Below are 18,611 nucleotides of genomic sequence, written 5' to 3' on the forward strand. Positions count from 1 at the left end.
CATATGGTTGCTATTTAAGCGCGCGCCTCTGTTGCTACACCAGCGCTGTTATGCCGTAACGCAGTCAATACCGTATCGATGATCGCAGCTGCATCCAGCTTTGCATCGGCATATTGCTGCTCCGGCTTGTCCTGATCTTGGAAGATGTCAGGCAGGCGCATCGTCCGTAGCTTCAAGCCATTGTCGATCAGTCCGAGGTCACTAGCCAGTGTCAACACATGCGCGCCCAGACCGCCAATCGCGCCTTCCTCGATCGTTACTGCCACTTCATGCGTGGTCAAAAGGCGGCGGATCATCGCTTCGTCGAGCGGCTTGGCAAAGCGCAAGTCAGCAACGGTGGTGGACAAACCCCGGGCTTCCAATGCCTCGGCAGCGCGCAGCGCTTCCTCAAGCCGGGTCCCGAGTGAGAGGATCGCAACCTGCCGTCCGTCCTTTACGATCCGGCCCTTGCCGATCTCGAGCTTTTCGGGTGCGGCTGGCAACAAGACACCGGTGCCGTTGCCGCGTGGATATCTGACGGCGATCGGTCCGCTGTCATGAACCGCGCAGGTGTGCACCATATGCACCAGTTCCGCCTCGTCAGCCGCAGCCATGACCACCATATTGGGCAGGGTGGCTAGATAGGTCACGTCAAAGCTGCCCGCATGCGTCGATCCGTCCGCGCCTACCAGTCCCGCCCGATCGATGGCAAAGCGTACCGGCAGGTTTTGGATCGCGACGTCATGCACCACCTGATCATAGGCGCGTTGCAGGAAGGTGGAATAGATGGCGCAGAAGGGCCGCATGCCCTGTGCCGCAAGGCCTGCGGCGAAGGTCACAGCATGCTGTTCGGCGATGCCTACGTCAAAGGAGCGATCCGGGAAGGCTTGCGCGAATTTATCAAGGCCAGTGCCCGAGGGCATCGCGGCGGTGATCGCGCAGATGCCGCTGTCGCGTTGCGCTTCGGCGATGAGGGCGTCGGCGAACACGGCTGTGTAGCTCGGCGGCCCCGGAGGCGCTTTTGCTTGGGTCCCCGTGATCACATCAAATTTCTGAACGCCGTGATATTTGTCCGCCGCCGCTTCCGCCGGAGCGTAACCCTTGCCCTTCTGCGTCACGACATGGACCAGGCAAGGCCCCTCTGCCGCGTCCCGGACATTCTCCAGCACAGGGATGAGCTGTTCAAGATTATGCCCGTCGATCGGACCGACATAATAGAAGCCCAATTCTTCAAACAATGTGCCGCCCATGGCCATGCCGCGGGCAAATTCGTCAGTCTTGCGGGCGGCGTTGTGCAGCGGACGAGGCAGTTTGCGGGCCAGACGCTTGGCAAGGTCACGTAGTCCGAGGAATTCACGGCTTGATACCAGGCGCGCCAAATAGGCGGAGAGACCGCCTACCGGCGGAGCGATCGACATGTCATTGTCGTTCAGGATGACGATCAGCCTGTTTCCGGCCTCCCGCGCGTTGTTCATTGCTTCATAAGCCATGCCAGCCGACATCGCTCCGTCGCCGATGACGGCGATGCCCTTGCCTGGTTTACCAGCAAGCTTGCTCGCAACTGCAAAGCCGAGAGCCGCGCTGATGGAGGTCGAGCTATGCGCCGCGCCAAAGGGATCATATTCGCTTTCGGCCCGCTTCGTGAAGCCCGACAAGCCTCCACCCTGGCGCAGCGTACGGATGCGATCGCGTCGCCCGGTCAGTATCTTATGAGGATAGCATTGGTGGCCGACGTCCCAAACCAACTTGTCATTGGGCGTGTCGAAAACATAATGGATGGCGGTAGTAAGCTCGACTACCCCCAGTCCGGACCCCAAATGGCCCCCGGTCACGCCGACGGCGGAAATCACCTCCCGCCGCAATTCGTCAGCCAGCTGAGGAAGCTGCTCAGGCTTGAGGGCGCGAAGATCTTGCGGCCAGATCACCTGGTCGAGCAGCGGAGTGGAGGGGCGATCATTCATGAAAGACATAGACTCCCAAGCGCGCTAGGCCGTTCCTGATCAAAGCGCAACGGCCGCGTCACGCCACGCACTTGGCGCACGTTCCCAATATTTCGATTACCGGCCGTTCGGCCCGGAATCCCTGATGTTCTGCAACGGCGCGAACATCGCCTGTCACTGCGTCATCATCGATGTGGGTCGCTTCCTTGCAGTTGCGGCAAACAAGGAAGATGCAGTCGTGATGGCAACCAGGATGAGCGTTGGCGATATAGGCGTTCGCACTCTCAACGCGCATCGCGATATTGTTCGCGACGAACAGGTCAAGGATGCGATAGACGCTGTTTGGCGCAACCCGCTTGCCCCGCAATTTGGAGACATTGTCAGCAATGTCATAGGCGGACGTCGGTTTTTCTTCAGCCGCGAGGGCATCGAAGATGGCAGCGCGCATTGGCGTCCACTGCTCATTCTGAGCCTCCAAAGCGTTGCGGGCTGCGTCTGCCAAATTTGCGCCGGTGGGTTCGTGATGATGATGGTGTTCGGCCATATATGTTAATCTATGCGTGGGTGAGGTTTGGGGCAAGGGTGGGCTGTCACCCGCGCCAATAGGTCCAAGCTGCCCACAGCCAACCGGCTATCATCAATGAACCGCCGATCGGCGTCACCGCACCTAGCCAGCGCGGGCCGCCAGCTGCCATGATATAGAGGGTGAACGCGAAGATCGCCGCTCCGATGAGGAGCAGCAGTGCCGGGCCTTGCCCACTCTTCGCCAGCGTCAGTGCAGCCACGGCATGGATAAGCTGATAGAACCCGCCTGTCCGTAACCATTCCGCTGCTTCGTGGTTGGATGCGCCGTGCGCTCCAAAAGCGCCCGCCGCAATGGCGAGGGCTGCCGACAACGAGGCAAGTGGCGCGATCATGCTCTTTCCTCTTCTTCTCCGCGGGTCAGCAAGCGCATCCTTCTGCCAGGTCTGAACATGAGTTCCTTGGCGGCGAGGAGTGTTCCTTGTTCGCCCTGGACGGTGAGGCGCTGATCGTCATTTTCGCGATATTTGCGCTCGACTTCTTCGATTTCCGCCTGGGGCACGCCGAGCGCTTCCATTGCCTGAACCCCCATGCAAATCGCGGACTCGAAAACTTCACGGACGACGCCAGTTATGTCCATGTCCTTCAGGGCCAGCAACTGCCGCCGGTCAAAGGCCCGGACAAGCAATGCAGCCTGAGGAAAGGTTTCGGCTATCGGTTCAAGGACGCGGCTGTCGAAAGAGGGGTCGTCATGACAGAAGGCGATCAGGCGCGCTTCATCAGCGCCCGATCGGCGTAACAGATCGATCCGCGTGCCGTCGCCATAATAGACTTTCATGTCGAAACGGCTCGACACCTCTATTTGAGCGGGCTTTTTGTCGATCAGTACAACTTCGAACCCGTGTCCCATCAGCATTTGGGCGACGGTTTGCCCGAAACGCCCATAGCCGACGATGATCGCGGTTCCGCGTGTCGCCTCATCAGGGCCTTCCGGGTTCCGCTGACCTTTCGGCTGCGCGAATTCCAGTCTCCGGGCGAAGAGCATAAGGAAGGGAGTTGTGGCCATGGAGAAGGTCACGATTGCGCTGAACAGGCTCGCGCCCTGCGGAGCGATCAGCAAGGCGTTTTGCGCCTGGGCGAACAGGACGAAACCAAATTCGCCGCCTTGGCTGAGTAACAATCCAGCCCCGATGGCTTGAGCCCACTCCATGCCGAATAGCCTGGCGAGGCCGGTTATCAGCAACGCCTTGGTGATGACTAGCATTGCAGCCATGCCGATGACGAACAGGGGATTTGCTGCAACCGCTTGCAGGTCAAGCACCATGCCGACAGCGAGGAAGAACAATCCGAGAAGGATCGACCGGAATGGCTCTACATCCGCCTCTATCTCATGCCGATAGGGAGAGTCGGCAAGCATCACACCTGCGACGAAAGCCCCGAGGGCAGTGGACAGGTGAAGCGCATGCATGATCGCAGCTGCCGCGAGCACGGTGAAGAGGCCGACCGCTACGAACAACTCGCGCTCGCCCAGCCTTCCAACCAGTTGCAGCAGTGGACGCAGGATGAACCGGCCAGCCAATACGAGCCCTGCGATCGCGGCTACCGTGTAGCCGGCCAGCTGGATTCCCGGAGGGCCCCCAGCATCCACCGGATTGCGCGATAAGGCTGCCACGATGGTGATGAGTGGAACAATGGAAAGATCCTGGAACAGCAGGATCGAAAAGACTTTTTCGCCAAAAGGTGAATTTATGCGGCCGCTGCTTTTAAGACTGGGCAGAACCTGTGCTGTCGAGGAAAGGGCAAGCGGAAGGCCAAGGGCGATGGCGGCGCCCCATGTGAAACCAGTCAAATAATAGATAAGCGCGGTCAGGGCCAAGCCGCAGATCACGACCTGCGCAAGGCCAAGAGCGAAGATGTCGCGCTTCAACCGCCATAGCCGCGCCGGGTGAAGTTCAAGGCCTACAAGGAAAAGCAGCAGGACGATGCCGATCTCGGCGATCGCAAGCTTCGATTCCGCGCCACCTACAAGGCCGAGACCCTGCGGTCCGACTAGCGCACCCGCGACAAGATAACCAAGTACGGCGCCCAGGCCGAAGCGGCGGAAGAGCATGACGAAGAGCACGGCGGCACCCAGCAGAATGACGCCTTCGGACAACAGGACATCCGTTGCGGAAAGAGGCGCATGCGCCGCTGCTGCTGGCGAATTTGGCATCAGGCGGCCGCCATGCGGGCAGCTTCGGCAACGGCCTCGAAACTCAGGCGGATGGAAGCGTGGCGGGCAGGATATGCGCGCGCAGGAGCCAGTATGGCGAGCCCCGGCCAGAATTCCAGGTCATCGCCTTCGCCCGCAAGATAAGCCGCCAATCTGTCGCGAGCTTTCTCGAGTTCAGAGACGGTCATGCCGACTGCCTGAGCAGCCATCAGCGCGGCCGAAGCCTGCCCTAGCGCGCAGGCTTTGACGTCCAGCCCTAGTTCGGCAAGACTTCCCCCCTCCATCCGAACATCCGCAATCACGCGCGATCCGCAAGTTGGAGACCTTCTTTCCACAGTGGCTTGCGGCTGCGCGAGGCGCTGATGATGCGGAATGCTGGCGGCAAGGCGCAATATATCCTTGTTGTAGAGGGCGCTCATGCTCTCGCTTTAGGACAGCCGAAGCGCTTGAGGAAGGCTGCACATATTATTTGTAGATGATCTTGAGCTTGGCTGCTGCGCTCGCAGCCAATTTGCGCGCGCTGTCCGTATTATCAGCCAGCGCCAACGCCACGCCCATCCGCCGGTACGGGCGGGTTGATGGTTTGGCAAAGATGCGGAGATCCACTTCTCCGCCCGATGCGTCCAGTGCATCGGCGGCACCTTCAATTGCGAAATGTTCCGATGCGCGGTCAGCCAGCAGCACGGCTGAAGCAGATGCACCGTTCAACCGCACCTGGGGTACGTGCAAGCCCAGGATCGCTCTGGCATGCAGATCGAACTCGCTCAGATTCTGTGAAATCAGCGTCACCATCCCGGTATCGTGAGGCCGGGGGGACAGTTCGGAGAAGATGACATCCTCTCCCTTCACGAAGAACTCGACGCCAAATATCCCATAGCCGCCTAGATTATCGACGACGGCACGGGCCATATCCTCTGCCTTGGCCAAAGCAGCCGGATGCATTGGCGCAGGTTGCCAGCTTTCCTGATAATCCCCGCGTTCTTGCCTATGCCCGATCGGCGGACAGAAGCTGACCCCATCGCGGCTTCGAACGGTCAGCAGCGTGATCTCATAATCGAAATCGATAAACTGTTCGACGATTACCCGGCTGCGGTCGCCGCGCATGTTGGCCACGGCATAGTCCCAGGCCTGTTCCAGCTCATCTGTAGAATGGATCGTGCTCTGTCCTTTTCCTGAAGACGACATGACCGGTTTGATCACGCATGGAAAACCGGTGTGCTCAGCGCCCTGGCGCACCTCTTCCAAACTTTCCGCATAGCGATAGCGGGATGTGCGGAGGCCTAGCTCCACCGCTGCCACCTCCCTGATGCGATCGCGGTTCATCGTCATGATGGTGGCACGGGCGGATGGAACGACCGTCAAACCCTGCGCTTCGACTTCCGCCAGCACCTCGGTACGGATGGCTTCGATTTCCGGCACGATATAGTCCGGTTGGTGCCGCTCTATCGCATCGCGCAGCAAGCTCTCGTCGAGCATGGAGAAGACTTCAAAACCGTCCGCAACCTGCATGGCGGGTGCACCGGCGTAGCTGTCGCAAGCGATGACCTCACAGCCGAGCCGCTTGGCGGAGATAACGAACTCACGGCCGAGCTCGCCTGACCCCAACAGCAATATCTTCGCGGTAAATGCCATCTCTATCCTCGAATCGCCCCCTGTTGCGGAGAGGCATGCCGCCCGCCTGGTTCAGCCGTCAATCATCTCAAGGTTCCACGCCTTCATCCACTGGCTGGGTGGGTGCGATGCGAGGCGGGAGTGCCGCCGGGGGCGGGGGGAGCGGCGGCGCATCAGGTTGGCCAATGGGCAGGCGCAACTGATTGGGGCCGATGTTGACTGACATGCCATCTTCATCGACCCCAACGCTCATATTGCCGACGCCTGTCTCTATCGTCACATTCGCGATTGCGTTGACCAAGTCGCTATCCTGCTGCTCGGGCGGCGTTTCGACGGGCTCGTTGATCGCTCCCGACATGAAGTTGCGCCAAATTCGCGCAGGCACGCCCCCTCCTGCGCTGCCCCCAGGAAGGGGTGTATTATCATCATTGCCGACCCATACAGCCGTCACCAGCCCACCCGCATAGCCCACGAAGATGGCGTCCCGGCTGTCCTGCGTCGTTCCGGTCTTGCCGAAGGTGCTTGTGCGCAGCGCCGCAGCGCTGCCAGTGCCGCGGTTTGCAGCCGAGGACAGCAGGTCGCGGATCATCTCCAACTCATCCTGGCTGAAGTGCCGCTGCCGGCTCATCAGCCGCTCGAACCATCCCTGCTCCTCTGGCGGCAGACCGTGGGCGATGACGGGATAGGCGCCCGCCGCAACCGTTGCGTAAGCCTGCGCAAGTTCGATGAGCGGGATTTCCGATGTGCCGAGCGCGAGGCTGAGATCCTCGGTCAGTGGCGCAGTTACGCCGAGATCACGAGCGACCTTGATGACGGCGTCCACTCCGACCTTTTGCGTCAGCCTTACGGCGGCGACATTGCTCGACGCTGCGAAAGCCTGACGCAAGGTGATGCGTCCTCGATATTTGCCGCCGTGATTGGATGGACGATAGGTGCCGCTGGTAATCGGCGTGTCCTCAACAAAATCCTCCGGCGTCATTCCAGCGCGGAAGGCCGCGAGATAGACGAACAGTTTGAAGGTCGATCCTGGCTGCCGCTTTGCCTGCACAGCCCTGTTGAAACTGCTCGTGCGATAATTTTTTCCGCCAATCATCGCTACGACGCTGCCATCAGGCTTCATCGCCACAAGCGCCGCTTCCGCCTTTCCCAGCGGCGCTCTGCGGATTGCTGTCTCGGCAAGCCTCTGAATTCGCCAATCCAGCGTAGTAGGAATGGTCTGCGCGCCATAAACAGCACCTGCGCGATCACGCGCCTCTGGCAGCACCCAGTCAGCGAAGTAGGTGCCCGTAGTCGAACTGGGCGTCTCACGTACGTCCAGACGGGCAGGACGTAGGGCGTTGCGTTCAGCCTTGCTGATATACCCAGCATCCACCATCGCCTGGGTCACGAGGGCGGCGCGCGTTCTTGCGCCCTTGAGGTTCGTCGTGGGTGCCAGGCGGGACGGCGCCTTCAGCAACCCAGCGAGCATCGCAGCCTGGGGAATGGTCAGCCGCTCTGGCTGACGGTTGAAATAGTGAAGCGAAGCTGCGCGAAGGCCATAGACATTGTCGCCGAAATAGACATTGGACAGATAGCGTTCGAAAATCTGGTCCTTGGTCAGCCATGCCTCAAGCCAGAATGCTATCAGGGCTTCCCGAGCCTTGCGGCCGAACGTTCTGTCGCTTGACAGGAACACGCCCTTGGCGAGTTGTTGCGTAATCGTACTCCCGCCCTGCGATGACCCATCCGACCAAAGATTATGCCAAGCCGCCCGCAAGATGCCACGAGGATCAACGCCCCAATGGCTGTAGAAGCGACGATCCTCGATCGCCATGAAGGCTTGTGGCACATGCTGGGGAAGGTCCGTCATAGATACGGGGCGATCGATAATCGCGCCACGTCGAGCGATCAGATGACCGTCGGCGGACATGAGGCTGACGCTTGGGGGGGCGATCGGCTTTAACGATCTCGACATCGGCGCTGTGACTGCCAACCATGCGATCACCAGCATCAGCAGGGCCAGCAATCCCGCGACGATCCAGCCGACGATCTGAAGTCGCCGACGCCAGGGCGTAGGCGGTGCGAACGCGCTGGGCGGGCCTGCGCCGAACTCGCGTGCAGGCTGATCTGGCTGAGGCGCGGGCAAGGGGTCTCTCATCGGCTCCGATATGCTGTATTATAGGATTGATACGGTCAAGAGCGTCCTGTCGTGGGACAGTCACCGGTTAACCACGATTGAGGATAGCCGAATTGGTAAATCAGACGTTAACTTGGCGCTATGCGAACACGTCCGCTGATCCTTACCAACGAATCCTCGCGTCATCCTTTCCGCCAGGCCTTGCCGCGCCATGTGCTGACAGTGCAGGAGAGTTCGGTTCCTGCGTCAGACGATAGCGATTGGAAGCTTTTTCTTCTCAGCTTCTGCGCCTTCTTCACGGCCTTCTACAGCTTCATTTTCTAGGATGATCCGATCAGTCGCAGGCCTTGTGAAGCCTCCAAGCCAGCCAGGCGCAAGGAAGGCATAGGACAGCAACCAGCAGCAACTGATTGACGACGGACATGCCCGCGATGCTGAGGCTGATGGCAAAGAGCGACCCCAGCACCATTGCCCCGGAATTCACGATGTTGTTGGCCGCCACGGTCCGGGCGGCTTCACACTTTTCGACCGTCGTGGTGAGAAAGGCGTAAAGCGGGACCACGAACATGCCGCCGAACGTCGCTACGCCTAGCAGGCATGCCGACAATGCGAGCGCCAGCGGATGGGCCAGAAAGCCTTGAAGCGAGAGCATGCCGCCGCCCGCCTCGGGCGTCCACAAGTCGCACACGATGTGGAAGGCGATGATGCACAGACCCATGCCGATGACGGCAGCTGGCGCATAGCGGGCAGACACATGCCCTTTCAGCAGGCGATTGATGGCGATCGAACCAATGGCGATCCCGACGGAAAAGATCGCGAGGAACAGGCTCGCCACAGGCTTGTCCGCCGACAGCACATTTTTGACGAGTGGAGGAAACTGGATAAAAAGTATCGATCCTACCGCCCAGAACAAGCTGATCGCCATGATCGCCAGAAACAGGCGGCGGATGTGCATGGTGCCGCGCACCAGCGTGATCGATGATCGGATGATGTGGAAGTCGATCGGCTGTCGCCCAAGCAGCGATGGCGCGGGCGGTACTTCCCTGCCTGCCACATATCCGATGGCGGCTGTCACAACGATCCCGATCGCGGCAACCTCGACTGGAATGATACCTGCCAGGATGGTGCCGGCGAGAATGGCTATATAGGTCCCTGCCTCGACCAGGCCCGTGCCGCCGAGAACTTCGTCATCATGCAGGTGCTGAGGGAGAATCGCGTATTTGATCGGGCCGAAGAATGTCGAGTGAACCCCCATAGCAAACAGAGCACAAAGCAGCAGCGGGATCGCGAGGCTATGGATCGCAATGCCGCTCCAGATCAGGGCGAGGCCCGCTGCGCCAACCAGCATTATGACGATTTCCGCCGCTTTGACGTAACGGATGATGACCGCCTTGTCCCGCTGATCAGCAAGCTGTCCTGAAAGGGCCGAAAGGAGAAAGAAAGGCAGGATGAATATGCCGGTCGCCAAGGCGCTGAACCAGGTCTCGGACCGCTCGTCATTATAGACGCTGTACACGACGAACAGGACCATCGCGTTCTTGAACAGATTGTCGTTGAAGGCGCCGAGCAGCTGAGTGATGAAAAGCGGCAGAAAACGTCGCTTGTTAAGGAGCCTGAGGGAGGCTTGCATAGGCAAGAAGGTCTTCTTCGCTGTGGACGAGCGGAGCGCGGTCTAGCGGCTACGGCTGCGACTGTCCAACCCATCCGGACGATAAGCGATCCCAGCCTCTCCACCGCTGCTTGTACAACGCTGCGGACTGTGGCAGTCCGCGCCCATGCTGACGCTGCCCAATTTGCTGACGCTTTCGCGGATATTGACTGTGCCTTTGCTGGTCGCGTTGCTGTGGCCTGCGGAGGTCGGTGCGCGTTGGACGACTGGCTATGCCCTGGCATTCGCTCTTTACTGCCTGATGGGCATTACCGACTATTTTGACGGCTATCTGGCGCGAGCGCAGGGTACTGTGTCGAAGCTGGGCGTTTTCCTTGATCCTATCGCAGACAAGATCATGGTCGGCGCGGTTATCCTGATGTTGGCAGCAACCCGGGATATCGCGGGTATTCACATCGCGGCCGCCATGATCATTCTGCTGCGCGAAATCGCGGTGTCGGGCCTTCGCGAATTTTTGGCCGGGCTCCAGGTTTCGGTCCCCGTCTCCCGCTTGGCGAAGTGGAAAACGGCGTTTCAGCTTATCGCTTTGGGCGCATTGATATTTGCGGGCGCGGTGCCAGCCTTCCCGTTGATGCAGTTGCTGGGGATCGCTACGCTGTGGGCGGCTGCCATACTGACGCTGATCACCGGATGGGACTATCTGCGCGTCGGCATCAAGCATATGGATTGAGGGGTGGCTAAGCTCGACATCCTCTACTTCGCTTGGGTCCGGGAGATCATCGGCTGCGATAGCGAGCAAGTCGATCAACCTCCCGCAGGCGTGACGGTAGCTGACCTGATCGAACAACTGGCGGCCCGTGACGGCGGCTACGGCCAAGCATTGGGTGACCAGTCACGATTGCGCGCTGCGCTGGACCAGCGGTTCGTACCGCTGGACAGCCTGGTCGGTGAAGCGCTGGAGCTGGCAATCTTCCCGCCGGTCACCGGCGGATGAGCCGGGTCTCCATCCAAGAAGAAGGCTTTGACGCTGGTGCTGAACTCGCGTTGCTCGAAGCGGCAGGTGGGGGCGCCGTCGCTAGCTTCACCGGCGTTGTGCGTGGAGAAAATGACTTGGTGGCGTTGGAGCTTCATCACTATCCAGCGATGACAGCTGCTCAGGTCGAGCGGATAGTTGACGAAGCGATGGATCGCTGGCCGCTGCTAGGCGTGCGCGTTATCCATCGCTTTGGACGACTAGGGGCGGGCGAACATATAGTTTTCGTCGGAACGGCATCGCGCCACAGATCGGCTGCTCTGGAAAGCTGCGCCTTCCTTATCGACTGGTTGAAGTCCGAAGCGCCATTTTGGAAAAAGGAATATTTCGCCGACGGCGGAGCCAACTGGGTCGAAGCGCGTGTCGAGGACGAGGCGAAAGCCAGAGGCTGGACCCTCTAAGATCAGGCGGCGGCGCTGGATTGCGGGAGATCGGCAGCATCTCGCAATAGTTCGGCCAGCAGGCGAAATTCCTTCTCCCTCGGACTGTTCTTGCGCCAGACCAGAGCGATGTCGCGATGTGATCGGTCGGATCGCAAAGGGCGCGCGGTGATCTGGGTATGATCCAATATCCCGCCGGCGATCGCCATTTCCGGCATGATGGTCATGCCAAGGCCGTTATCGACCATCTGCACCAGCGTGTGCAGGGACGTCCCCATCATCATGGCGCTTGAACGAATTTCCGGCCGGTTGCAGGCAGCCAAAGCATGGTCCTTTAGGCAGTGTCCGTCTTCCAGCAGAAGCAGCTTCGTTTCATCGATCATGTCCGGCGCGATCCATTCGGGCGGGTCGCGTGGATCATCCTGTGGAAAAGCAACGTACAACCGGTCCTGGAAAAGCAGTTCGCTGTCCAACTCACCAGTGGGGAAAGGCAGGGCCAGCAGCACGCAATCAACATTTCCATGACGCAGTGATTCAATGGCGGTTTGCGTCGTTTCTTCGCGAAGGTAGAGCTTGAGTTCGGGTCTGTCCGCCCGCAGCCGTGGGAGCAGCCTGGGTAGCAGGAATGGCGCGATCGTCGGAATCACGCTCATGCGTAACTCGCCCGTGAGCGGCTTTCCCGATGCTTCGGCAATGGCCGCCAGCTCTTCCGCCTCGCGCAACACGCGATGCGCCTTCTCGACTATGCGGTCGCCTAGGGCGGTAAAGCGCACAACTCTCCGGGTCCGCTCTACCAGCGTCACGCCGATGAGAGATTCCAGCTCCCGAATCCCTGCCGACAGGGTTGATTGCGTAACATAGCAGCTGTCCGCTGCCTTGCCGAAGTGCCCATGCTGCTTCAGCGCCACAAGATATTGCAGCTGCTTCAGCGTAGGCATGTAGCTCGACATCAATCGCCTTTCTCGATCAGAATGGCGAAGATAAGAGCATTAGCCGATATATCCAAGCCATTTGGCGACGCCGAACAAGGATGTGAGCGTCAGGATCGTTCCAACTGCCGTGAATAGCATGCGCGGTGCGACATGGCGGGCGAGCATCGCGCCAAAGGGTGCAGCGATGATACCGCCTAGCAGGAGGCCAACGGTGTAGGTCGTGAAAGCTTGCCATCCCAGATGCAGGATGAAGGTCAGGCTGATCGAGAGAGTAAGTACGAACTCGACAGAGTTGACCGTCCCGATAGTATGGCGAGGGCTAGACCCCTGAATAAGCAAATTAGATGTCACGATCGGGCCCCAGCCACCGCCTCCTGTCGCGTCCATGAAGCCGCCAACCAACCCGAGGGGCGCTACCCATTTCGGATCGCGCGGTTGCGGCGGCAGGTGGAAGCCGCGCCAGATGAGATAAATCCCGATCGCGGTCAGGTAGACTTGAACGAAGGGCTTTATCACTGAACCATCGATGTTCGAGAGGATATACGCCCCCGTTACGCCGCCGATGACGCCGGGAATGATGAGGCGAGCGAAAAGTCGCCAATCAACATTCCGGTGCGCGATGTGACTTATCGCTGAAACGGCCGTCGTGAATGTCTCTGCCGCGTGAACGCTTGCCGACGCGCGGCTAGGTGGTACGCCCAGCGCCAAGAGCAGGGTGCTTGAGATAACGCCGTACGCCATCCCCAGCGCACCGTCGATCATCTGGGCTCCAAACCCAATGAGAATGAACGGTAGGAGTTCGCTGAGATGAGCGAGAACGGGATCGGTCATTCAAGGGGCCCCTCGTTGATTGTCTACCGCAGTGATAGGTATATCATAGCACGCCAAGAAACATTCTGTTTTATGGTCAGAAGCCGAAATAGCCGACATCTGGAAAAAACTTGGCCGTGGCCTTATGTATGACCCTTCGATTTTCAGGGGCCGCTGCATGTTGCGCAATCTTATCGGCTATTTGGACTCGGTCAAATCCCGTGATCCAGCTCCACGTTCCCGGGCTGAAATCCTCCTTTATCCGGGTGTTTGGTCGCTCGGATTTCATCGGGTCGCGCATGGCCTTTATCGCGCGCGGCTTTATTTCCTGGCGCGTGCCGTCAATCATTTTTCCCGGTTTCTTACCGGAAACGACATTCATCCAGGCGCGCGCATCGGCAAGCGTTTCTTCATTGATCATGGGTTCACGGTCATCGGGGAAACCGCAGAGATCGGCGATGATGTTACCCTCTATCAGAATGTAACTCTTGGCGGCACAGATCCTGCGAATGGCATTGCCGGAAAGCGCCATCCGACGCTTGCCGACGGGGTCATCGTGGGTTCAGGCGCGCAGGTGCTCGGCCCTGTACATGTTGGCCCGAGGGCACGCGTGGGCGCCAACGCCGTGGTCACGAAAGATGTGCCTGAAGGTGCTACGATGGTTGGCATTCCTGCCCGCCAGATGCTGGTCGACGTCACCGCCTATCGTCGTGAGTTCCTACCTTATGGCACGCCCTGCAGCGACTGCTACGATCCTGAAAAGCATAAGCTGGAGCAGCTTCAGCATGAAGTTGAACAGTTGCAGAAGCGGCTGGCGGAACTTCTTGAACAAAAGAAAGAAGGGTCGCTTAGTCCCGATGATGACATCCCTCTGTTCAGGGAGCGTGGTCGCGCCTCATGACCAACGTGACCCCGTTCCCCTCCAAAGCCTCCGCAGCGGGGCAAACGGGGTTTGATCGTTTGGAGTTGCAGCGCATCATGGATCTCTACGGCCGCATGGTTTCGGCCGGACACTGGCGTGACTATGCAATTGATCTGGGCTGTGATGCCGCCGTCTTTTCGGCGTTTCGCAGAGCAGCCGAACGTCCTGAATACCGCATTGAAAAACGGCCCTCGCTTCGCCATCGTCAGGGAATGTGGGCCCTGATCGGGGAAGCAGGCGGCATTTTGAAGCGAGGGGCCGAACTGCAGGGCATTCTTGCCCCTGTAGAACGCAGATTGCTCAAGATCGTTAACGACTAGCCGCGCTCGTGCGTCTCATATACCCGATCCACAGGCGCACGGCTCGGCCTTCCGCAAGATCGGACAACTGATAGGATTGTTAATGACCTTGCCGGCGCTGCTTCGAGAACGCTTATCATTGCCACTGATCGCGTCACCGATGTTCATCGTCTCCCAGCCCGCGCTGGTAGTCGCACAGTGCAGGGCCGGGATCGTGGGATCCTTCCCGTCCCTCAACGCCCGACCTTCAGGTGTATTCGAGGATTGGCTTCAACTTCTGAACCGCGAACTGATTGATCAGGACGCGCCATTCGCCGTCAACCTCATTGTCCATAAAACGAACGCCCGGCTGGAAGAAGATCTTGCGCTCTGCGTGAAATATCGCGTTCCGATTGTGATCACCTCTTTAGGCGCCCGCACTGACGTCAATGAGGCTGTGCACAGCTATGGTGGCATCGTCCTCCATGATGTCATCAACAACATGTTCGCCAGGAAGGCCATCGAAAAGGGGGCTGACGGACTGATCGCGGTTGCGGCGGGGGCAGGGGGCCATGCAGGTACTTTGTCGCCATTCGCCCTGGTCGAGGAAATCCGCGCCTGGTTTGATGGTCCTTTGATCTTGTCGGGGGCCATCGCGACCGGCCGTTCGATCGCCGCCGCCCAGATGATGGGGGCCGATTTGGCCTATATGGGGTCAGCTTTCATTGCGACCGAAGAGGCGAATGCGGACCAAAGATACAAGCAGATGATCGTGGACAGCAGTTCAGGCGACATCGTCTATTCCGACTATTTTACCGGCGTCCTCGGCAATTACCTACGGCCTAGCATTACGGCAGCTGGTTTCGATGCAGACAGGTTGCCGCAAGCCAGAGACATGGACATCGCTTCCATGGCCGAAGAGGACAAAAAGGCCTGGCGGGACATATGGGGCGCGGGTCAAGGAATAGGGGCGGTACGGAAAATTCAGCCGGCGGCCTGGCTTATACAGGAGCTTAAAGCTCAATACAGGGCTGCGGTTATGGCGTTCCAATTACAGGAAGGCGCGTAATTCACGCATGAAGGAGTCGAATTGATCATGATGCACCCAATGGCCTGCATCGGCAAACTCCACCAACCGCGCATCCTGGAAATGGGCTGCCCTACCGTCCTCGACGGGGTTGGATGCCCAACTGTCCAGACCCAGGCATAGCAGAACGGGACAAATGATCCGCTCCCAGAAATCGGGGAGATCATGGTCCGTCATGTCCTGGGGCGGGAAATGGCGCAAATAAGGATCAAACTTCCATTCATAGCTGCCGTCTTCATTGCGATTGACGCCGTGTGCGGTCAGATGGAGCGCCTGCTCGCCTGACAGATGGTCGTTTCTCTCTCGCATACGCGCAACGGCGGCCTCGAGCGTCGGATAATTGCGTGAGGGTTTGCGAGCGCTTGCGCGACGCCGCTCTATCCATTCGCGCCAGCGATCAGGAGCAGGATGGGTGGCCTTTTCCTGAAGAGCATCGGGAGAAAGGCCAAGTCCTTCGATGGCGACCAACCGGTCTATGCGGTCCGGGAAGAGCCCCGCATAGCGCAAGGCGATAGATCCTCCGAGTGAATGGCCGACCAGAATGACCTTGTCGCGGCTGACCAGATCAACAAGCTGCGCAAGATCATAGACGAAATCCGCCATCGAATAGGTCCCTGCGGCTGACCAGGCGCTGTCACCATGGCCTCGAAGATCGAGGGCCACGACATGGAAGTCGCGCGCGAGTGCCCGCGCTGTCCAGTCCCAGCTGCGCGCATGATCGAGCGCTCCGTGAACCAGGATCAAGGTGGGGGCTGACCGATTGCCCCAGTCCACATAATGGAGGCGAGTACGCAACGAAGTGAAGAAATGCGATGTCGGGCTCAACGGAGCAATGGGGTCGGCATGTTCGCTCACGGGTGCTGCAAAAGTGGGAGTAATATTCATGTTTTCAGGCGCGCTCCCCGATCTGGACCGGCTGCATCATAACGCAACTGTTATAACAGATTCTCGGGAGAATTGATGACGATAATGAGCAAAGGTCTCATTCTGCCGTACCAATTTGGGAGCAGGATTGAAATTAGCCAGAGCTCTCAAAAATCGGGGGATCGTCCAAACGGGATTACGCGCTCAGCAGAGGAATCATGACGCGCAATAGACAGCATGCGGGCCAGTTCAGCTTGCTTGAAGGGCTTATCGAGCCGCAACCGCTTGGTGGCGTGCGGCGGCAGTTCCGCATAGCCGGTGATGATGATGACGGGTAGGCCGGGATGAGTTTCATCCAGCGCATCGGCCAGCTGCGCGCCTGTCATATTGGGCATGGCGTGGTCGGTGATGACAAGGTCTACCTCGCCTTCGGCCAGCATGCGCAGCGCGTCCGCGCCGGAACCAGCCTGAAATACCGTATGTCCCAACTCCTCCAGCATACCTGCGGTGTTCGTCAGCACTAGGTCGTCATCATCGACGGCCAATATGACCAAGGGTTGATCGCTCAGGGTGAGGATGGACGGGGCGGGACGTTCCTCATCCGTCGCATTTGCATCCTCTCTAGCGACAGGGAGCCAAAGCGAGACAGTCGTGCCGCTCCCGCGCTCGCTTGAGATGATCAGCGATCCACCGCATTGTTCAGCAAAGCCATGGACCATGGACAAGCCCAAGCCAGTTCCCTTGCCAATCCCCTTGGTGGTGAAGAAGGGCTCCCGGGCGCGCGCGAGCGTATCCTCATCCATCCCTTCCCCTTCATCGATGACGGAGAGGCGTACATAATGTCCGGTAGGCAGGTCAGGCCGCTGTTCTGCCAGCAAATGGGCTTCGGCGCCTTCGACAATGATCCGGCCGCCACCCGGCATGGCATCACGTGCATTGACGGCCAAATTCAGCAACGCCAGTTCTAGTTGCGCCGGATCAGCATGCGCCGAACTGAGCGAAAGGGGAAAGCGGGTTTCGATCGTGACCGTCGATCCCAGAGTGGATTTCAATAGTCCGGCCATGTTCCGGACCAGCGCGATGCAGTCGACGCTGCCAAGTTTCAGTTCCTGACGCCTCGCGAACGCCAGCATGCGTTGGGTCAAGGTGGCGCCTCGATCCGCTGCCGTCATGGCATTGTCGATGTAGCGTGAAATGTCGCCCCCGGTTTCGAGCCGCTGCCTCGCCAAATCCAGACTTCCGACGATGACGGCGAGCAGGTTATTGAAGTCGTGCGCGACGCCTCCTGTCAGCTTTCCGATCGCGTCCATCTTCTGGGACTGGAAGATGGCCTCCCGCGCTTCTTCCAAAGCCAACTGGGTTTCGCGCCGTTCAGTGAGGTCGCGTGTAATCTTTGCAAAGCCTATCAGCTCACCCATGGGGCTGCGAATGGCGTCGATAACGACATTGGCCCAAAAGCGCGAGCCATCCTTGCGAATGCGCCAGCCTTCCGCTTCGAACCGGCCCTCCCTCGACGCAGTCTCCAAGGCGCGGGAGGGAATTCCGGCCATCCGATCTTCTTCGGAATAGAAGCGGGAGAAATTCTGGCCTAGGATTTCGTCGGCGGTATAGCCCTTGAACCGTGCTGCTCCGGCATTCCAGCTGGTTATCGTGCCGACAGCGTCAAGCATGTAGATGGCGTAGTCGGTTACGCTTTCGACCAACAGGCGAAATCGCTCCTCGCTCGCCTTCAATGCCTCTTCCGCCGCGCGGCGTTCCGTCAGATCGCGTGTAACCTTGGCGAAACCTATCAACGTGCCGCCGGGATCCCGGATGGGATCGATGACGACGCTGGCCCAGAACCTGCCTCCGTCCTTGCGTACGCGCCATCCTTCGGCTTCGAACCGGCCATCCCGCTCGGCTGTTTCCAGTGCGAGAGCGGGAATGCCCACTGCCTGATCTTCCGGTGTGTAGAAGCGGGAAAAGTGCTGACCAACGATTTCGTCGGCCTCATATCCCTTGAACCTGCGCGCGCCTGCATTCCAGCTGACGATCGTGCCATTGGTCGAAAGCATGTAGATCGCGTAATCAGTGACGCTCTGGACAAGCAACTCGAAGCGGTTTCCAGAGAACTCCGGCGCCGCCGTGCTCATAATTTCCCCATTACGCTATTCTATCTTCTCGAATCCATCAAACACACTGGACCGTTCATCGTTCCGCTAGCGAACCGCTTTGTAACGCGGCATAAGCCATCCCTCTATTAACTAAAGTATATTTTTGAACGTTTGAGGGAGTTGAACGGCGGGCCGCGTGAAATTGAGGTGCAAGTCGTTGACC

General features: G+C 59.1%; 19 protein-coding genes. 7 read left to right on the forward strand and 12 right to left on the reverse strand.

Features of this window, described 5'->3' with window-relative positions; all coding sequences use genetic code 11:
* Nucleotides 1-14 precede the first annotated feature (14 nt).
* The 7 genes from dxs to SPHS8_RS01705 all read right to left on the reverse strand — a co-directional run bounded on the left by dxs (nt 15) and on the right by SPHS8_RS01705 (nt 8,413).
* Nucleotides 15-1,940, reverse strand: coding sequence for a 1-deoxy-D-xylulose-5-phosphate synthase (gene dxs / locus SPHS8_RS01675; protein ID WP_201513600.1), 1,926 nt, complete (start codon nt 1,938-1,940; stop codon nt 15-17).
* 58 nt (nt 1,941-1,998) lie between these two features.
* Nucleotides 1,999-2,463, reverse strand: a complete 465-nt coding sequence (locus tag SPHS8_RS01680) for a Fur family transcriptional regulator (protein ID WP_201513601.1) — start codon at nt 2,461-2,463, stop codon at nt 1,999-2,001.
* 46 nt (nt 2,464-2,509) lie between these two features.
* Nucleotides 2,510-2,836, reverse strand: a complete 327-nt coding sequence (locus SPHS8_RS01685; protein ID WP_201513602.1) for a DUF423 domain-containing protein — start codon at nt 2,834-2,836, stop codon at nt 2,510-2,512.
* On the reverse strand, nt 2,833-4,653 hold the full coding sequence (locus SPHS8_RS01690; protein ID WP_201513603.1) for a cation:proton antiporter domain-containing protein: 1,821 nt from the start codon (nt 4,651-4,653) through the stop codon (nt 2,833-2,835). The genes SPHS8_RS01685 and SPHS8_RS01690 overlap by 4 nt, the downstream gene beginning before the upstream one ends.
* Nucleotides 4,653-5,072, reverse strand: coding sequence for an iron-sulfur cluster assembly scaffold protein (locus tag SPHS8_RS01695; RefSeq protein ID WP_201513604.1), 420 nt, complete (start codon nt 5,070-5,072; stop codon nt 4,653-4,655). The genes SPHS8_RS01690 and SPHS8_RS01695 overlap by 1 nt, the downstream gene beginning before the upstream one ends.
* Nucleotides 5,073-5,118: 46 nt before the next feature.
* Complete coding sequence (gene purT, locus SPHS8_RS01700; protein WP_097091377.1) at nt 5,119-6,285, reverse strand: formate-dependent phosphoribosylglycinamide formyltransferase; 1,167 nt, start codon at nt 6,283-6,285, stop codon at nt 5,119-5,121.
* A 67-nt stretch (nt 6,286-6,352) separates the two neighbouring features.
* On the reverse strand, nt 6,353-8,413 hold the full coding sequence (locus SPHS8_RS01705; RefSeq protein WP_443020027.1) for a transglycosylase domain-containing protein: 2,061 nt from the start codon (nt 8,411-8,413) through the stop codon (nt 6,353-6,355).
* 108 nt (nt 8,414-8,521) lie between these two features.
* Here SPHS8_RS01705 and SPHS8_RS20280 point away from each other — a divergent pair, with 108 nt between their 5' ends.
* Nucleotides 8,522-8,704 (forward strand): hypothetical protein, encoded by a 183-nt coding sequence (locus SPHS8_RS20280; protein ID WP_236574918.1) that lies wholly within the window; start codon nt 8,522-8,524, stop codon nt 8,702-8,704.
* Nucleotides 8,705-8,714: 10 nt separating this feature from the next.
* On the opposite strand, the gene SPHS8_RS01710 is transcribed toward SPHS8_RS20280, so the two are convergent.
* Complete coding sequence (locus SPHS8_RS01710) at nt 8,715-10,010, reverse strand: MFS transporter (RefSeq protein WP_201514838.1); 1,296 nt, start codon at nt 10,008-10,010, stop codon at nt 8,715-8,717.
* A gap of 145 nt (nt 10,011-10,155) precedes the next feature.
* On the opposite strand from SPHS8_RS01710, the gene pgsA reads away from it, so the two are divergent.
* Genes pgsA through SPHS8_RS01725 form a run of 3 tightly spaced genes read left to right on the forward strand, consistent with a single transcriptional unit; the run spans nt 10,156 to nt 11,423 of the window.
* Nucleotides 10,156-10,719: a CDP-diacylglycerol--glycerol-3-phosphate 3-phosphatidyltransferase gene (gene pgsA / locus SPHS8_RS01715; protein WP_201513606.1), complete on the forward strand. Its 564-nt coding sequence runs from the start codon at nt 10,156-10,158 to the stop codon at nt 10,717-10,719.
* Nucleotides 10,720-10,722: 3 nt separating this feature from the next.
* Entirely contained in the window at nt 10,723-10,983 is a 261-nt protein-coding gene (locus tag SPHS8_RS01720; protein WP_201513607.1) for a MoaD/ThiS family protein, read from the forward strand.
* Nucleotides 10,980-11,423: a molybdenum cofactor biosynthesis protein MoaE gene (locus SPHS8_RS01725; RefSeq protein WP_201513608.1), complete on the forward strand. Its 444-nt coding sequence runs from the start codon at nt 10,980-10,982 to the stop codon at nt 11,421-11,423. The genes SPHS8_RS01720 and SPHS8_RS01725 overlap by 4 nt, the downstream gene beginning before the upstream one ends.
* 2 nt (nt 11,424-11,425) lie before the next feature.
* Here the strand turns inward: SPHS8_RS01725 and SPHS8_RS01730 are convergent, their stop codons facing one another.
* Nucleotides 11,426-12,352, reverse strand: a complete 927-nt coding sequence (locus SPHS8_RS01730; protein ID WP_097091384.1) for a hydrogen peroxide-inducible genes activator — start codon at nt 12,350-12,352, stop codon at nt 11,426-11,428.
* 39 nt (nt 12,353-12,391) lie between these two features.
* The gene (locus tag SPHS8_RS01735; protein ID WP_097091385.1) at nt 12,392-13,165 is read right to left on the reverse strand and encodes a sulfite exporter TauE/SafE family protein; all 774 of its coding nucleotides are present in this window, start codon (nt 13,163-13,165) and stop codon (nt 12,392-12,394) included.
* 157 nt (nt 13,166-13,322) lie between these two features.
* On the opposite strand from SPHS8_RS01735, the gene epsC reads away from it, so the two are divergent.
* The 3 genes from epsC (at nt 13,323) to SPHS8_RS01750 (ending at nt 15,413) form a co-directional block, all read left to right on the forward strand.
* A complete protein-coding gene (gene epsC, locus SPHS8_RS01740; protein WP_097092747.1) occupies nt 13,323-14,045 on the forward strand; it encodes a serine O-acetyltransferase EpsC in 723 nt (240 codons plus the stop codon).
* A complete protein-coding gene (locus tag SPHS8_RS01745) occupies nt 14,042-14,386 on the forward strand; it encodes a DUF2794 domain-containing protein (RefSeq protein WP_201513609.1) in 345 nt (114 codons plus the stop codon). The genes epsC and SPHS8_RS01745 overlap by 4 nt, the downstream gene beginning before the upstream one ends.
* Before the next feature lie 82 nt (nt 14,387-14,468).
* The gene (locus SPHS8_RS01750) at nt 14,469-15,413 is read left to right on the forward strand and encodes an NAD(P)H-dependent flavin oxidoreductase (protein WP_201513610.1); all 945 of its coding nucleotides are present in this window, start codon (nt 14,469-14,471) and stop codon (nt 15,411-15,413) included.
* On the opposite strand, the gene SPHS8_RS01755 is transcribed toward SPHS8_RS01750, so the two are convergent.
* Complete coding sequence (locus SPHS8_RS01755) at nt 15,396-16,286, reverse strand: alpha/beta fold hydrolase (RefSeq protein ID WP_236574919.1); 891 nt, start codon at nt 16,284-16,286, stop codon at nt 15,396-15,398. The genes SPHS8_RS01750 and SPHS8_RS01755 overlap by 18 nt on opposite strands.
* 176 nt (nt 16,287-16,462) lie before the next feature.
* Nucleotides 16,463-18,427, reverse strand: coding sequence for a hybrid sensor histidine kinase/response regulator (locus SPHS8_RS01760; RefSeq protein WP_201513612.1), 1,965 nt, complete (start codon nt 18,425-18,427; stop codon nt 16,463-16,465).
* Nucleotides 18,428-18,611 lie beyond the last annotated feature (184 nt).

Origin of the sequence: Sphingobium sp. S6 (assembly GCF_905120495.1) — a bacterium.
GTDB lineage: Bacteria > Pseudomonadota > Alphaproteobacteria > Sphingomonadales > Sphingomonadaceae > Sphingobium > Sphingobium agri.

Bases quoted from the DNA above. Each gene is read 5' to 3' on its own strand.
- purT (WP_097091377.1), bottom strand. From the start codon at position 6,285: ATGGCATTTACCGCGAAGATATTGCTGTTGGGGTCAGGCGAGCTCGGC.
- SPHS8_RS01690 (WP_201513603.1), bottom strand. From the start codon at position 4,653: ATGCCAAATTCGCCAGCAGCAGCGGCGCATGCGCCTCTTTCCGCAACG.
- SPHS8_RS20280 (WP_236574918.1), top strand. From the start codon at position 8,522: ATGCGAACACGTCCGCTGATCCTTACCAACGAATCCTCGCGTCATCCT.
- SPHS8_RS01730 (WP_097091384.1), bottom strand. From the start codon at position 12,352: ATGTCGAGCTACATGCCTACGCTGAAGCAGCTGCAATATCTTGTGGCG.
- epsC (WP_097092747.1), top strand. From the start codon at position 13,323: ATGTTGCGCAATCTTATCGGCTATTTGGACTCGGTCAAATCCCGTGAT.
- SPHS8_RS01735 (WP_097091385.1), bottom strand. From the start codon at position 13,165: ATGACCGATCCCGTTCTCGCTCATCTCAGCGAACTCCTACCGTTCATT.
- SPHS8_RS01725 (WP_201513608.1), top strand. From the start codon at position 10,980: ATGAGCCGGGTCTCCATCCAAGAAGAAGGCTTTGACGCTGGTGCTGAA.
- SPHS8_RS01680 (WP_201513601.1), bottom strand. From the start codon at position 2,463: ATGGCCGAACACCATCATCATCACGAACCCACCGGCGCAAATTTGGCA.
- SPHS8_RS01695 (WP_201513604.1), bottom strand. From the start codon at position 5,072: ATGAGCGCCCTCTACAACAAGGATATATTGCGCCTTGCCGCCAGCATT.
- SPHS8_RS01685 (WP_201513602.1), bottom strand. From the start codon at position 2,836: ATGATCGCGCCACTTGCCTCGTTGTCGGCAGCCCTCGCCATTGCGGCG.
- SPHS8_RS01710 (WP_201514838.1), bottom strand. From the start codon at position 10,010: ATGCAAGCCTCCCTCAGGCTCCTTAACAAGCGACGTTTTCTGCCGCTT.
- dxs (WP_201513600.1), bottom strand. From the start codon at position 1,940: ATGAATGATCGCCCCTCCACTCCGCTGCTCGACCAGGTGATCTGGCCG.
- SPHS8_RS01760 (WP_201513612.1), bottom strand. From the start codon at position 18,427: ATGAGCACGGCGGCGCCGGAGTTCTCTGGAAACCGCTTCGAGTTGCTT.
- SPHS8_RS01745 (WP_201513609.1), top strand. From the start codon at position 14,042: ATGACCAACGTGACCCCGTTCCCCTCCAAAGCCTCCGCAGCGGGGCAA.
- pgsA (WP_201513606.1), top strand. From the start codon at position 10,156: ATGCTGACGCTGCCCAATTTGCTGACGCTTTCGCGGATATTGACTGTG.
- SPHS8_RS01750 (WP_201513610.1), top strand. From the start codon at position 14,469: ATGACCTTGCCGGCGCTGCTTCGAGAACGCTTATCATTGCCACTGATC.